General features: G+C 69.0%; 10 protein-coding genes and 1 tRNA gene. 5 read left to right on the forward strand and 6 right to left on the reverse strand.

The features are described 5' to 3' along the window. The first annotated feature begins 33 nt into the window (after window positions 1-33). Window positions 34-1,458, forward strand: a complete 1,425-nt coding sequence (locus CK206_RS03665) for a DUF4185 domain-containing protein (protein WP_096905571.1) — start codon at window positions 34-36, stop codon at window positions 1,456-1,458. A gap of 1 nt (window position 1,459) precedes the next feature. Then, window positions 1,460-3,016, forward strand: a complete 1,557-nt coding sequence (locus CK206_RS03670; RefSeq protein ID WP_096905572.1) for a DUF4185 domain-containing protein — start codon at window positions 1,460-1,462, stop codon at window positions 3,014-3,016. 43 nt (window positions 3,017-3,059) lie between these two features. On the opposite strand, the gene coaE is transcribed toward CK206_RS03670, so the two are convergent. After that, window positions 3,060-4,148 carry a dephospho-CoA kinase gene (gene coaE / locus CK206_RS03675; RefSeq protein WP_096905573.1) on the reverse strand — a complete coding sequence of 363 codons (1,089 nt, stop codon included), beginning with the start codon at window positions 4,146-4,148 and terminating at the stop codon, window positions 3,060-3,062. Window positions 4,149-4,249: 101 nt separating this feature from the next. On the opposite strand from coaE, the gene CK206_RS03680 reads away from it, so the two are divergent. Continuing rightward, on the forward strand, window positions 4,250-5,803 hold the full coding sequence (locus CK206_RS03680; protein WP_143337688.1) for a DUF4185 domain-containing protein: 1,554 nt from the start codon (window positions 4,250-4,252) through the stop codon (window positions 5,801-5,803). Window positions 5,804-6,163: 360 nt separating this feature from the next. Here the strand turns inward: CK206_RS03680 and rpsA are convergent, their stop codons facing one another. Beyond that, complete coding sequence (gene rpsA, locus CK206_RS03685; RefSeq protein WP_067714021.1) at window positions 6,164-7,639, reverse strand: 30S ribosomal protein S1; 1,476 nt, start codon at window positions 7,637-7,639, stop codon at window positions 6,164-6,166. 142 nt (window positions 7,640-7,781) lie between these two features. Between rpsA and CK206_RS03690 the strand changes: the two genes are divergently transcribed. After that, window positions 7,782-8,537, forward strand: coding sequence for a class I SAM-dependent methyltransferase (locus tag CK206_RS03690; RefSeq protein ID WP_254050668.1), 756 nt, complete (start codon window positions 7,782-7,784; stop codon window positions 8,535-8,537). 27 nt (window positions 8,538-8,564) lie between these two features. On the opposite strand, the gene CK206_RS03695 is transcribed toward CK206_RS03690, so the two are convergent. The 4 genes from CK206_RS03695 to polA all read right to left on the reverse strand — a co-directional run bounded on the left by CK206_RS03695 (window position 8,565) and on the right by polA (window position 14,093). Further along, on the reverse strand, window positions 8,565-9,326 hold the full coding sequence (locus CK206_RS03695; RefSeq protein ID WP_096905575.1) for an amino acid ABC transporter ATP-binding protein: 762 nt from the start codon (window positions 9,324-9,326) through the stop codon (window positions 8,565-8,567). Continuing rightward, complete coding sequence (locus tag CK206_RS03700) at window positions 9,323-10,306, reverse strand: amino acid ABC transporter permease (protein ID WP_067714016.1); 984 nt, start codon at window positions 10,304-10,306, stop codon at window positions 9,323-9,325. The genes CK206_RS03695 and CK206_RS03700 overlap by 4 nt, the downstream gene beginning before the upstream one ends. 11 nt (window positions 10,307-10,317) lie before the next feature. After that, window positions 10,318-11,220 (reverse strand): ABC transporter substrate-binding protein, encoded by a 903-nt coding sequence (locus CK206_RS03705; RefSeq protein ID WP_096905576.1) that lies wholly within the window; start codon window positions 11,218-11,220, stop codon window positions 10,318-10,320. An 86-nt stretch (window positions 11,221-11,306) separates the two neighbouring features. Beyond that, window positions 11,307-14,093: a DNA polymerase I gene (gene polA, locus CK206_RS03710; RefSeq protein WP_096905577.1), complete on the reverse strand. Its 2,787-nt coding sequence runs from the start codon at window positions 14,091-14,093 to the stop codon at window positions 11,307-11,309. A 79-nt stretch (window positions 14,094-14,172) separates the two neighbouring features. Here polA and CK206_RS03715 point away from each other — a divergent pair. After that, window positions 14,173-14,249, forward strand: a tRNA-Leu gene (locus tag CK206_RS03715). Window positions 14,250-14,375: the final 126 nt, after the last annotated feature.

The raw sequence follows: 14,375 nt of genomic DNA on the forward strand, positions 1-14,375 counted from the left end.
TCACCGTCCCTGTCATGTCGTCTGGAGAACCCCATGGCCCGCAGCCCACTTCGTCGTCGTACCGCCCGCCCTGACGGCGCGCGTCGGCCGATCACGGCGGTCGCCGCCGCCTCTCTCGCGGCGGGGGCCCTCACCCTCCTCGCACCGGTCGCCACGGCCGCACCGTGTGACCCGTGGCCCCCGGCCGGCGGCACCGCGGGCGGGTCGGGCTCCCTCTCGGGGTCTCTGGGGGCGCCCACGTCCGCGCCCGCCACCCCGTGGGCCGACGGCGGGAACGGGTACATCCCGGTTCTCCGGGGCCGGACCACCACGGTCGAGTTGCTGACGGGACCCACCAGCCCCAACGACACGGTCGACAGATTCGGCATCTCCGGCACCGACCTGGGAATCCTCTGGGACAACGGCGACGCCTCGGATCCGCAGATGATGATGGCCCTCGGGGACACGATGGGCGACTGTGACGAGCCCGGTGACCAGTGGCGCAGCAACATCCTCTTCCGATCCGGCGACCGCACACTGGCCGACGGGATGCGCATCACCGACGCGCCGATGGAGCGGCCCGGGATGGCGAAGTCGATCCTCCCCCGCACCGGCCACCCCGACGAGACCACGGTGATCCCCACCGCCGGCGTCGAGGTGGGCGGCACCCAGTACCTGCGGTACATGTCCGTTGAACGGTGGGGCTCGCCCGGCGAGTGGACCACCAACTACTCCGCTCTCGCCCGGTCGACGGACAACGGCGAGAACTGGGTCCCCGTACGCGATACCGCCCGGCGGGGTACCGCACCGATGCCCCTCCCGGTCGACCTGGGCCCGGAGTCCACCACCCACACCGCCGGGCAGATGAGCGCGTTCCTCAAGCACGACGGGTACGTCTACGAGTACCTCACACCGTCCGGTCGGAGCGGGTCCGCACGGCTCGCGCGGGTCCCCGAGAACCGGATCGAGGAGATGGCGGCCTACCGCTTCTGGGACGGCGGCGACTGGGTCGTCGATCACCGCGACGCCGTGCCGGTGCTCGGCGCTCCGACGGTCAACTCGGCCGTGAGCGAGTTGTCGGTGTCCTGGAGTGCGCACCTGGGTCGCTTCATCGCGTTGTACAACAACCGCGCCAACAACATCGTCATGGCCCAGTCCGCCACCCCTTGGGGCCCGTGGTCGGGTGAGGACATCCTGCTCTCGTACCAGCACGTCCCGACCCTCTACGGCGCCTTCGTCCACCCGTGGAGCCCCGCCGTGGAGACCCGCGGCGAGGACCTGTACTTCACCATGTCCACCTGGGACGCCTACAACGTCTTCCTCATGAGGACCGACCTCACCCAGATCCCGCCGCGGACCCTTCCCGACGCCCGGTCGCGGATGCGGACGACCGACGACAGCTGGACCCGCAACACCCCGGACCCGGCGGACACCGGCGAGACCGTCCTGGTCGAGCGTCGGCCCATCCCGGAGGCGTGACATGACCCGACCTCTCCCCCGCCGCCTGAGCTCGGTCGTCGTCGCGTCGATCACGGCCGCCGCGTCGGTCGTGACCCTCGGCACGGTCGGAGCCGGAACCGCCGCTGCCGGCCCGTGCAGCGAGATGTTCGGCAACTTCGGTTCCCTGCTGGAGAACCGGACCGGGGCCGGTATGGGCACCGGTTCCCTCGGTTCGCTCGGGTCCTCCGGTGGCTCCGGGTCGCTGGGCTCCGCCTCCCGCGCGCTGGGCTCCGCCGACCGTTCGGGATCGCTGGTCCAGCAGTTGGAGACCGGCTCCCTGGGCAACGGTTTATCCGGCTCGCTCGATCCGATGATCGGGTCGGTCTACGGGATGCCCCCGTGGATCACCGGAGAGGAGGGCACGGTACCCGTCCTGCGTGGACCCACCCGGTTCGAACAGCTCGTCACCGGGCCCACGAGTCCCGGCGATTCCGTCAACCGGTTCGGCGTGGCCGGAACGGACCTGGGCATCATGTGGGACAACGGTGATCCCGCCCACCCACAGGTCCTGATGGCGTTCGGCGACACCATGGGCGACTGCACGGTGCCCGGCAACCAGTGGCGTTCCAACGTCCTGTTCCGCTCCGCCGACACCGATCTGACCGACGGCATCACCATCGATTCCGCCGCCATGGGGACCGATGGTCTCGCCAAGTCGCTGGTCCCGCGATCCGGGCTGCCCGGTGAGGTCACGATCATCCCGACCTCGGGCATCTCCGTCGACGGTGTCCAGTACCTGCGGTTCATGTCCGTGGCCCACTGGGGCCAACCCGGATCGTGGACCACCAACTACTCGGGGATGGCGTACTCGACGGACAACGGCGAGAACTGGGCCGTCGTCCCCTCTCTGGCCCGCCCCATCACCGACACGGTCCCCCTCGGCGCCGGAGCCCCGGCCGTGGATCCTGCGTGGCGCGGCTCCCAGATGAGCTCGTACCTCAAGACGGACACGCACCTGTACGAGTACCTCACCCCCTCCGGGCGACAGGGCGGGGCGGTCGTCGCACGCGTTCCGCTCGCCGGTTCCCCGACCGCGGACGAGCTCGACGGATCCGCCAACCCGCCCGCCGCGGGCGTCCTCGACCCCGAGGCGTACGAGTACTGGAACGGCTCGGCATGGGTGTCCGATGTCGGCGCCGCCGAGCGGGTCCTGCCCGCCCCGGCGAGCGAGATCTCGACCATGTACAACGAGTACCTCGGGAAGTACACCGCGATGTACTCGCAGGGGTACGACTCGGTGGTCCTCCGCACCGCCGACCGCCCCGAGGGGCCGTGGAGTTCCGCCACCACGCTGGTGGACTACTCGGTGCTGCCCGGCGTCTACGGTGCGTTCATGCACCCGTGGGCGCAGGGCGAGGACCTCTACTACCTCGTCACCACCTGGAACGCCTACAACGTCTTCCTCGTGCGCACCCGGCTGTCGGAGGTGTTCCCCGACCCGAACCTGCGCCGGGCCAGCTCTCAGCCGGCGCCGACCGAGGTCGTGCGGCAGGTGCCGGTCTCCGAGTTGGTCGACGGGGTGGTCCCGACCGAGTGAGACCCGGCCGGGGGCGGGGCTGCGGACCCGCCCCCGGTCGGCGCTACCGCCCCCGCAGCACGGCCTCGCTCAGGGTGCGCTCCCACTGACGCGTCTCCTCGCGGTCCGCGCGACGCAGGATCTCCGCGTACTCGGCCCGTGCGTCGGGGTCCGCGCCGATCACCTCGGCCATGAGTAGCGAGAACTCGTGCTCGGGGTCGTCCTCTGCCAGGATCGACACCTCCAGCGGCCTGGCGGGGTCGCACCAGTGCAGCAACGGCCGTTCGCTCGACCGATCACGCACGTATCCCGCCTCGGTGAGCGTGCGCAGGGCGACCTCGACCGCTGCCGCGTCCCGCACCGTCACCTGCAGATCGATGACGTCGGGCGCGTCCAGTCCCTCGACCGCGGTCGGACCGACGTGGTCGATCCGGGTGGCGATCTTCCCCACCACGTGACGCAGGCGCCCGCACGCCCGCTCCGCCTCGCCTGCCCACTCGGGCCGGAACGGGACGACGGTGCGGTCGCCCACCACGGGGGTCCCGGTGCGCAGGTTGTGCTCGAACGGGCGGAGGCGGACCTCGACCAGGGCGCTGGTGAGGTCCACGGCGGTCTGCCGGTCCCCGGAGTTGTCGATCACCACGTCCGCGGCGGCCCGGCGGGCCTCATCGGTGGCCTGCCTCGACATGCGGGCGCGGGCGTCGTCCTCCGGCATCCCCCGGAACTCCACCAACCGCTGCAACCGGATCTCCTCCGGGGTGTCGACGACGATCACCAGGTGGTAGCCGGGTGTCATCCCGCCCTCCACGAGGAGCGGCATGTCGTGCACGACGATCGCGTCCTCCGGCGCCGAGCCGAACAGCTCGGCGGTCCGCTCCCCGATCAGCGGATGGGTGATGGCGTTGAGGGCCGCGGTCCGCTCCGCGTCGACGAAGGCGCGGGCGGCGAGGGCGGCGCGGTCGAGTGCACCGTCCGGCCCCAGGATGTCCTCGCCGAATTCGGCGACGAGCATCGCCAACCCGGGGGAACCCGGTTCGACGACCTCGCGGGCGATGAGGTCCGCGTCCACGATCACCGCCCCCGCCTCCGCGAGCACCGCCGTCACCGTCGACTTGCCGGCACCGATCCCACCGGTCAGACCCACCATCAGCATGACGTGGAGTCTAGGTGACCGAAAGGCGTGCCGGTCCGAGCGACGTAGGTAAGGTCTCACGTGTGAACCGGATTAACTCTGTGCCACGTCTGCTCTCTGCGTTGCCTCTCGTTGTAGCACTGGCGATCACGGTGGCTCCCGCCCACGCAGCCGCCCAGTCCGCAGACTCCACGGGTTCCACCAGTTTCACCGGTTCCTCCGGGTCGACCGGATCGACCGGGTCCTCGGGCTCGACAGGCTCACTGCTCGGCGAGAGCGGTCCGTGCAACAGCTTCTTCGGGAACATCCCCCCGGGTTCCCTCGGCCCCTTCCCCGTCACCGGATCGCTCGCGAACGCGACCAACTCGGTGCTCGACGCCACCGCATCCTCGGTTCGCCGATTCCCCCGATGGGTCACCGGGGCCGACGGCACCATCCCGGTCCTCAAGGGCGCCACGTCCGTACGCCAGCTGGTTACCGGGCCGACCAGCCCCGCGAAGACCGACGAGCTGTACGACATTCACGGCACAGACCTCGGGATCACCTTCACCCACGATGGCGAGACCATGGCCCTGTTCGGCGACACCTTCGGAGACTGCACTCCCACAGACAACCAGTGGCGCTCCAACGTCATGCTCGCCACCGCCGGCGGGAGCCCCGAGAACGGGATGGACGTCCTCAGGGCGGTCCCCTCCGATCCACAAGGGAAGGCCACGGCACTCGTCCAGGGTGCGCACCAGTCCAACGGGGCCGGCGAGGTCACCGTCATCCCGACCGCCGCGATCAGCACCGGTGATGACATGTACATGCGGGTCATGTCCGTGCGGGACTGGAACGCGCCTGGCGGCTGGAACACCAACTACTCCGCACTGGTGAAGTCCACGGACGACGGCGAATCGTGGACGGTGCTCACCGAGACGATGCGGCGCGTCACGGATTTCACCGGATGGAACCCGACAGTTCAGTTCGAACCCGCTCCGGACAGCGAGACCCTGCCGCCGGTGGACGGAGACCGCTGGTACGGGGCGCAGATGAGTGCGTTTCTCCTCGACGCTGGTCATCTCTATGAGTACGTGACCCCGTCCGGTCGTCAGGGTCCTGCGATGCTCACTCGGGTTCCGATCGGGCAGATCGAGGACCCCGCCGCGTACGAGTGGTACGCGGGTCCAGGCGCGGGCTGGACCGACGAGCCGACCGGGTACGACGTCATCCCGGCACGCGTCGAGGAACTCTCGGTACAGTACAACGAGCACCTGGACAAGTACATCGCCGTGACGCCCTCGCCGACGGGCGTCGTCTCCATGCGGGTGTCGGAGAGCCCCTGGGGACCGTGGTCCGAGCCCCAGACCATCGTCGATCGAAGCATGTTCCCGAACGGCTACGCCCCGATGATCCATCCCTTCACCACGGACAACGACAGCCGGTACCTGTACTACACGCTCTCCACCTGGGACGCGTACAACGTCTTCCTACTTCGCACCGATCTCGACGAGTTCGACTTCGCCGCTCCGGACGCGGACCCCCGGACCACCGTGGAGTCCCGTGTCACGGTCAGTACCGCGGCGGAGTCCGGAGCCATCGACGACCGCGGTGTGATCGACGAGGAGCGCCTCGAGGAGATCGCGGAGGTCGAGCCCGCCGTCGCCGAGCCGATCGTCGAACCGCCCGGTCGTTGACCGATCGCTGCGCGCCACTCCCGCGTGTCGGGCACACCCCCGCCGACGCCCGTGAGTCCTCGGGGATGCGAGGCAGGGTGGTCACCGCCCCGATCTCACCCGCTCCGACATCCACCGCGATGACCCCGGGAGCGGGACGGTCGGTGCGGGCGGCCTCCTCGCCCCCCCGGCATGACGCGCCACCAGCCAAGCCCGGGAGCTCGCATCGCCAAGGGTGCTCACCCGTCCGGCGCGCAAGGCAGCACTTCCGCACTGCGCACGTCACAGACCGGCCACCGCCACCGGAGCGCACCGGGGATAGACGGACCGGCCCCGCACCGGATACCGGTGCGGGGCCGCTCTCAGATGCCTACTGTGCGATCACTCGCCTCCGGCGAGCTTCGCGCGCAGGGCGGCCAGCTGCTCGTCCGAGGCCAGCGAACCGCCGGTGGACTCGGCCGGAGCGGCCTCCGCCGCAGCCGGACGCGACGACGGGGTGGACTCCGACGAGTAGTTGGTCGGGGCGGCCTCGGCGGCCTCCGCAGCAGCGGCCCGACCCTTCTCGATCTGGGCCGTGTGCATCTTGTGGCGACGCTCGGCCTCCGCGTAGCGGTTCTCCCACTCCTCGCGCTGCTTCTCGAAGCCCTCGAGCCACTCGTTGGTCTCGGGATCGAAGCCCTCGGGGAAGATGTAGTTTCCGGCCTCGTCGTAGCTGTCGGCCATGCCGTACTTCGACGGGTCGAACTCCTCAGCATAGTCCTCGTCCGCCTGCTTGAGCGAGAGCGAGATACGACGACGGTCGAGGTCGATGTCGATGACCTTGACCATGGCGTCGTCGTTGACCGTGACGACCTGGTCCGGGACCTCGACGTGGCGCTCGGCCAGCTCCGAGATGTGGACCAGGCCCTCGATGCCCTCGTCGACACGCACGAAGGCGCCGAACGGCACGAGCTTGGTGACCTTACCCGGGACGATCTGACCGATCGCGTGGGTCCGGGCGAAGTGCCGCCACGGATCCTCCTGCGTGGCCTTGAGCGACAGCGAGACGCGCTCGCGGTCCAGGTCGACGTCGAGGACCTCGACGGTGACCTCCTGGCCCACCTCGACGACCTCGGACGGGTGATCGATGTGCTTCCAGGACAGCTCGGAGACGTGGACGAGACCGTCGACCCCGCCGAGGTCCACGAAGGCACCGAAGTTGACGATCGAGGACACGACGCCCTTGCGGACCTGGCCCTTCTGCAGCTGGTGCAGGAACTCGGAGCGCACGGCCGACTGGGTCTGCTCGAGCCATGCACGGCGCGAGAGCACCACGTTGTTGCGGTTCTTGTCCAGCTCGATGATCTTGGCCTCGAGCTCCTGACCCACGTAGGGCAGGAGGTCGCGGACCCGGCGCATCTCCACCAGCGAGGCGGGGAGGAAGCCACGGAGACCGATGTCGAGGATGAGGCCACCCTTGACGACCTCGATGACGGTGCCCTTGACGGCCTCGTCCTTCTCCTTGAGCTCCTCGATCGTGCCCCAGGCGCGCTCGTACTGTGCGCGCTTCTTGGACAGGATCAGACGGCCGTCCTTGTCCTCTTTGGTCAGGACCAGGGCCTCGACCTCATCGCCCACCTCGACGACCTCACCCGGGTCGACATCGTGCTTGATGGAGAGCTCGCGCGAGGGGATGACGCCCTCGGTCTTGTAGCCGATGTCGAGCAGGACCTCGTCACGATCGACCTTGACGATCGTGCCCTCGACGATGTCACCATCGTTGAAGTACTTGATCGTGGCGTCGATGGCGGCGAGGAAGTCCTCAGCGGAGCCGATGTCGTTGACGGCTACCTGCGGGGACGTGGTGTTGGTGGTCATATGGTGGGGTGCTCCGGAGTGGATAGGAATCGTAGCGGACGGGAAGAAAGCGAGCGCGTACGCACGCGACCGTCAACTGTACGCTTCACACGTGACGTCCACAAACCCCCCAGGACATGGAGAGTCGGTCCGAGCCTCACGGATGTGGTGGGACTCGGAGGCGACGGATTACCACCATCACCACGGCGACTTCCTCGGCGCCCACTCCGCCGACGGCGAGTTCGTCTGGTGCCCCGAGGGCCTGCACGAAGGTGACTGGCATCTGCTCGGTGACGTGGAGGGCCGCGACGTGCTCGAGATCGGGTCGGGGTCGGCTCCGTGCTCCCGGTGGATCGCCGGCCGGGGCGCCCGTGCCGTGGCCGTCGACCTCTCGGCCGGGATGCTCCGTGTGGGGGCTGAGGCTGCGAGCCGGGCGACGGGCCCGGCGGCGAGCGTACCCCTGATCCAGGCCGACGCCGGCCGGCTGCCGTTCGCGGACGGCAGTTTCGATGTCGCGTTCTCGGCGTTCGGAGCCATCCCGTTCGTGGCGGACTCCGCGGGCGTGATGGCGGAGGCGGCGCGCGTCCTGCGACCGGGCGGCCGGTTCGTCTTCTCGGTCAACCACCCCATGCGGTGGATCTTCCGCGACGATCCGGGCCCGGAGGGTCTGTTGGCCGTGTTCCCCTACTTCGACCGCTCGCCGTACACCGAGTACGACGACGACGGCCAGCTGACCTATGTCGAGCACCACAGGACGGTGGGCGACCGGATCCGCGAACTGGTCGCCGCCGGGTTCGTGGTGCAGGACCTCATCGAGCCGGAATGGCCGGAGTGGCTGGACCGGGAGTGGGGGCAGTGGAGCCCGCTGCGTGGCGGGATCTTCCCCGGCACGGCGATCTTCGTGGCCACGCTCTCCTGACCCACCCTCGCCGGACCCGCCCCGGCGTCACAGGATCTTGGACAGGAAGTCCTTGGTCCGTTGGTGTGACGGCGAGGTGAGAACGTCCGCGGGTGTGCCGGACTCCACCACGACACCGTCGTCCATGAACGCCACCGTGTCGGCGACCTCCCGGGCGAACCCCATCTCGTGGGTGACCACGACCATGGTCATCCCCGCGTCCGCGAGATCCCGCATGACGCCCAGCACCTCACCGACCAGTTCGGGGTCCAGCGCTGAAGTGGGCTCATCGAACAGCATGAGCTTGGGCTCCATCGCCAACGCGCGGGCGATCGCCACCCGCTGCTGTTGACCACCGGACAGCTGCGCCGGGTAGGCATCGGCCTTGGCGGCGAGACCCACCTTCGCGAGCAGGTCGCGGGCCCGCTCGGTGGCCTCCCCACGCGACTGGCCTTTGACCAACATCGGCGCCTCGATGACGTTCTCGAGGGCGGTGCGGTGGAGGAACAGGTTGAAGTGCTGGAACACCATGCCGATGTCCCGTCGCTGGCGGGCGGCCTGCTTCGGGGAGATCTCGAAGAGCTTGTCACCCTTCTCCCGGTAGCCCACCAGCTCGCCGTCGACGTAGAGCCTGCCGGCGTCGACCCGCTCCAGGTGGTTGATACACCGGAGGAAGGTGGACTTGCCCGATCCGGAGGGCCCCACCAGGCACAGCACCTCACCGGCGGCGACCTCGAGGTCGATGCCCTTGAGGACGCGCAGCGACCCGAAGTTCTTGCAGACCTGCTCGGCCCTGACCATCGTCGTCATGCCATCCCTCCCGACTGATCGGTGCCCTTGACCGCGGCGAGGGCGGACGGGGTGAGCCCGTCCGCATCGGCGAGTGCGCGCAGTTGCCGGCCGGTGAGCTTCCGGGTGGCGCCGCGGGAGAAGCGCTTCTCGAGGTAGTGCTGACCCACCATGAGCACGCTGGTGATGACCAGGTACCAGGTGGCGGCGACCAGAAGGAGCGGGATGGGCTGGAAGTTGACGCCCGAGATGTCGCGCGCCTGCCCGTAGAGCTCACCGGAGAACGGGATCGCCACGACGAGTGAGGTGGTCTTGAGCATCGAGATGAACTCGTTGCCCGTCGGCGGGATGATGACCCGCATCGCCTGCGGCAGGATGGTCCGCCGCATCGTCTGGCCCCACGTCATCCCCAGTGCGGTCGAGGCCTCGGCCTGCCCCTCGGGAACCGACGAGATGCCCGCGCGGACGATCTCCGCCATGTACGCGGCCTCGTTCATGGCCAGGCCCACCACGGCCAGCCAGAACGCCGAGTACAGGACCATCGTGTCGTCGAACCGGACGAACTGAAGGTCGGTGAACGGGATCCCGAACTGGACCTGGCGGTACAGGGTGAAGATCAGGCCCCAGAACAGCAGCTGCACGTAGATCGGCGTTCCGCGGAAGATCCACAGGTACACCCAGGCGACTGCTTTGAGCACGGGGTTGCTGCTCATCCGCATCACCGAGAGGATGACGCCGAGGACCACGGCGAGGATCATCGACAGCAGCGTCAGCGCGATCGTGTAGAACACGGCCATGCCGAACCTGGTGTCGAACAGGTAGCGGGCGTAGGTGTCCCACCCGTAGGCCGGGTTGGTCGCCGCGCCCCAGATGAACAGGAACACCAGGACCAGTACGACGGTCGCCGACACCCAACGCCACGGGTGCCGGAGAGGCACCGCCCGGATCGGTTCCGGGGCCTCCGCCGCGGGGGCGTCCGCCCCCTTCTGCGCGGTACTCACCTACCGGTCACTCAGCCCTTCCGGATCTCGGCGTCATCGATGAGCCCGGCCTCGAGGCCCCAGTTCTGGGCGATCGTCTCGAAGTCGCCGGTCTCGATGAGCTTGTCGGCGGCAGCCTCGAGGGCGGCGGCGAGTTCCGAGTCCTTGCGGACGGGCCAGCCGTAGGGGGCGGAGTCGAACACGTCGCCGACGAGCTGCATCTTGCCCTCGGACTGCTTGACCGCGTAGGCGGAGATGGGCGAGTCGGCGGACATCGCGTCGACCTTCCCGAGCGCCACGGCGGTCGAGGCCTCGTCCTGGGAATCGAATTGGACCTTCTCGATCGCGGGCTTCCCGGCCGCGACGCAGGCCTCGCTGCGGGCGGGCACGTCCTCCTGGTCGGAGACCGTGGTCCGCTGGACGGCGACGTTCAGGCCGCAGGCGTCATCGGGGTCGACGTCGTTGCCGGCGGCGGCTGCCCACTGGATGCCGGCTTCGAAGTAGGTGACGAAGTCGACGGTCTGGAGCCGCTCGTCGTTGACCGTGAACGACGAGGCTCCCATGTCCATGGTGCCGCCCTCGATCGCCGGGATGATCTTCTCGAAGTCGGACTCGCGGAACTCCGCGCGGAGCCCCATCAGCTGTGCGGCGGCGGTCATCACGTCGATGTCGAAGCCGACGATCTCGCCGCTCTCGTTCTTGAACTCGTTGGGCGCGTACGGCGGATTGGTGCCGATCACGATGACGCCCTTGTCCCGGATCTCGGCCGGGACGAGCGCGGCGATCTTCTCGTCGGTCTCGAGAGACACCTCGTCACGAGGCTCCCCGGAGTTCTGCGGCCCCTCGGTGTTGGTGGTGCAACCGGTCAGCGCGAGGGCCGCGGTGGCGGTCAGGACCATGGCGGCGCGCAGTCCGCGCCGGGAGGTGAGCGTCATGGGGTGCCCTTTCAGGCGTCGTGGAGCCGAATCTGAAATGAACTTAGGGTACAGGTCGGCTGCCGCCCGGGAGGTCAACGGGACGCTCAGTGCGCCGCCGAGTCCCAGTCCGGACCGGTTCCGGTCGAGACGTCCAGCGGGACGTCGAGCTCGATGGCCGAGTACATGCGGTCCACGACCAGGTCCCGGACCTCGTCGAGTTCGCCCTCCGCCACCTCGAGCACGAGTTCGTCGTGGACCTGGAGCAGAAGGCGGCTCTTCAGCCGCCGTTCGGTGAGGTCCGCGTCGACCTTGAGCATGGCCGCCTTGATGATGTCGGCGGCCGTGCCCTGGATGGGTGCGTTGAGCGCGGCACGCTCGGCGTTCTCCCGCTTGAGCCGGTTGTCCGAGTTGAGCTCGGGCAGGTAGCGACGCCGCCCGAACAGTGTCTCCGTGTAGCCGTCACGGCGGGCCTGTTCGACCACTGCGCGCAGGTAGTCGCGCACACCGCCGAAGCGGGAGAAGTAGGCCTCCATCTGATCCTTGGCCTCACCCTGGCTGATCCCGAGCTGGGCGGCGAGGCCGAACGCGCTGAGCCCGTAGGCCAGTCCGTAGCTCATGGCCTTGACCCGGCGACGGAGCTCCGGGGTGACCTCGTCGATCGGCACGCCGAACGCGCGCGAGCCCACGAACGAGTGCAGGTCCTCCCCTGTCCGGAACGCCTCGATGAGCCCGGCGTCGCCGGACAGGTGTGCCATCACCCGCATCTCGATCTGGCTGTAGTCGGCGGTGAGAAGACAGTCGTAACCCTCACCCACGACGAACGACTCGCGGATGCGTCGACCGTCCTCGGTGCGCACGGGGATGTTCTGCAGATTGGGGTCCGTCGAGGAAAGTCGGCCGGTCGCGGCCACGGTCTGGTTGAACGTGGTGTGGATACGCCCGTCGTCACCGATGGTCTTGATGAGCCCCTCGACCGTGGTCCGCATCTTGGTGGTCTCGCGGTGCAGCAGTAGTGCCTCGAGGAACGCCCGTCCCGGGGTGTCGCCCGTCTCCTTGGTGAGCAGTTCTTCCAGCGCCTTGGCGTCTGTGGTGTACCCGGTCTTGGTCTTCTTGGTCTTGGGCATGCCGAGGGTCTCGAACAGCACGACCTGCAACTGCTTGGGCGAGCCGAGGTTGATCTGTTCGCCGCCGATCGCGGCGTAGGCGGCGTCGGCCGCCTGTCGCCCGCGGTCGGCGAAGTCGTCCCTTAACCCGTCCAGGGCGTTGCCGTCCACCGCGATCCCGATCGATTCCATCCGCGCCAGCACCGGCACGAGCGGCAGTTCCATCTCCGCCATCAGGCGCGCCCCGTGCACCTGCTCCAGTTCCACGTCCAGCCGCTCCGCGAGATCGACCACCGCGCGGGCGCGGGTCGCGGCGGCGTCGGCGTTCTTCTGCTCAGTCTCGGCGTCATCGACATCGTCGAGCAGGGACAGTTGCTTGTCCCCCGCCTCAGCCTCGGGCAGTTCGCGCTGTAGGTGACGTTGGAACAGCTCCGCCAGTCCGTAGCTGCGTTGTCCGGGTCGCACCAGGTAGGCGGCCAGGGCCACGTCCATGGTCACCCCGCCCAACCGGAGCCCGCGTCCCGTCAGTGCGTGCGTGGCGGCCTTGGCGTCGTGGACCGCCTTGGATACCGCGTCGTCGGCCAGCCAGGCGCGCAGCGCCTGCTCGTCGTCCGGCCCGATGTTCGCGAGGTCGAGGTGTCCGGAGGCTCCGCCGGCGGCGGCGATGGTGATGGTCTGCGCGTCGCCCGCGCCGGGTCGGGAGGGCCCGACGACGACGAGGCCGTGCCGCTGCCCGGCCGGCGCGTGGGCGGCGAGCCAGTCGGAGACCTCGCCGGCGTGCAGCACCGCGGCCTGCTCGAGCTCCACCTCGGCGGCGGGCTGGGGGGCGCCCTCCGGCAGGAAGGCGGAGAGGAATCGGTCGCGCGCCTGGGGGCCGAATTCCAACCGGTCGAACAGTGCGTTGACGTCGGCACGCTCCGGGGTGGCGCGGACGAGGTCCCTGATCTCGACGCCCAGGTCCAGGTCACGCGTGAGCTCGGTGATCCGCCGGTTGAGCTGCACCTGGGGCAGGTGCTCGCGGAAGCTCTCACCGACCTTGCCCTTGACCTCGTCCGCGTGCGCGATGAGCTCCGAGAGGGTGCCGTACTGGGTGATCCACTTGGCTGCGGTCTTGTCGCCGACCTTGGGCACGCCCGGGAGGTTGTCGGAGGTGTCACCGCGCAGCGCGGCGACGTCCGGGTACTGGGCCGGTGTCACCCCGTACTTCGCCTCGACGGCGCTGGGTGTGAAGCGGGCGAGCTCGGATACCCCCTTGACCGGATAGAGGACGGTGACCTCGTCGGACACCAACTGCAGAGCGTCGCGGTCCCCGGTGCAGATCAGCGTCTCGGCACCGCCCGAGTGGGTGGCGAGGGTGGCGATGATGTCGTCGGCCTCGTGGCCCTCCAGCGACAGCGTCCGCACCCCCAGCGCCACCAGCGCCTCCTGGATGAGTTCGACCTGCCCCTTGAACTCCTCGGGCGCGGCCGACCGGGTGGATTTGTACTCGGGGTACTCCGCCGTGCGGTGCAGCGTCGCACGGGAGACGTCGAACGCCACGGCCAGGTGCGTGGGCTCCTCCTCGGTCACCAGGTTGGCGACCATCGACAGGAATCCGTACACGGCGTTCGTGTGCTGCCCGGACGCCGTGGAGAAGTTCTCGGCCGGCAGCGCGTAGAACGCACGGAACGCGAGTGAGTGCCCGTCCAGGAGCAGCAGGCGGGTGGGCCCCTCCCCCGCTGTGGCGCCGGAGGAGGCGCCCGAACCGGGGGCGGTGTTGGCTTCTGCGGTCTGACTCGTGGTGCTCACACGGCCACTCTAGGGCGGGCGTCGGACAGACGCTCATCGGTCGTCGGTTAGACTTCCGGACCAGCGGTTCACCGCGTTCGCCCCCGTAGCCCAATTGGCAGAGGCAACGGATTCAAAACCCGTCCAGTGTCGGTTCGAGTCCGACCGGGGGCACCACCGCTCGAGCGAGGTCAGACCCGCTCGTATTCCTCTCATCACCTCATCACCTCATCACCGCCTCCGCCCTCTCCACCCGCGCGCCAGCCGGTGGCGCGGTGGTCCGCGACGCGCGTAATGTTTGCT

Origin of the sequence: Dietzia sp. WMMA184, from assembly GCF_002441635.1 — a bacterium.
In the GTDB taxonomy this organism is placed as follows: Bacteria; Actinomycetota; Actinomycetes; order Mycobacteriales; family Mycobacteriaceae; genus Dietzia; species Dietzia kunjamensis.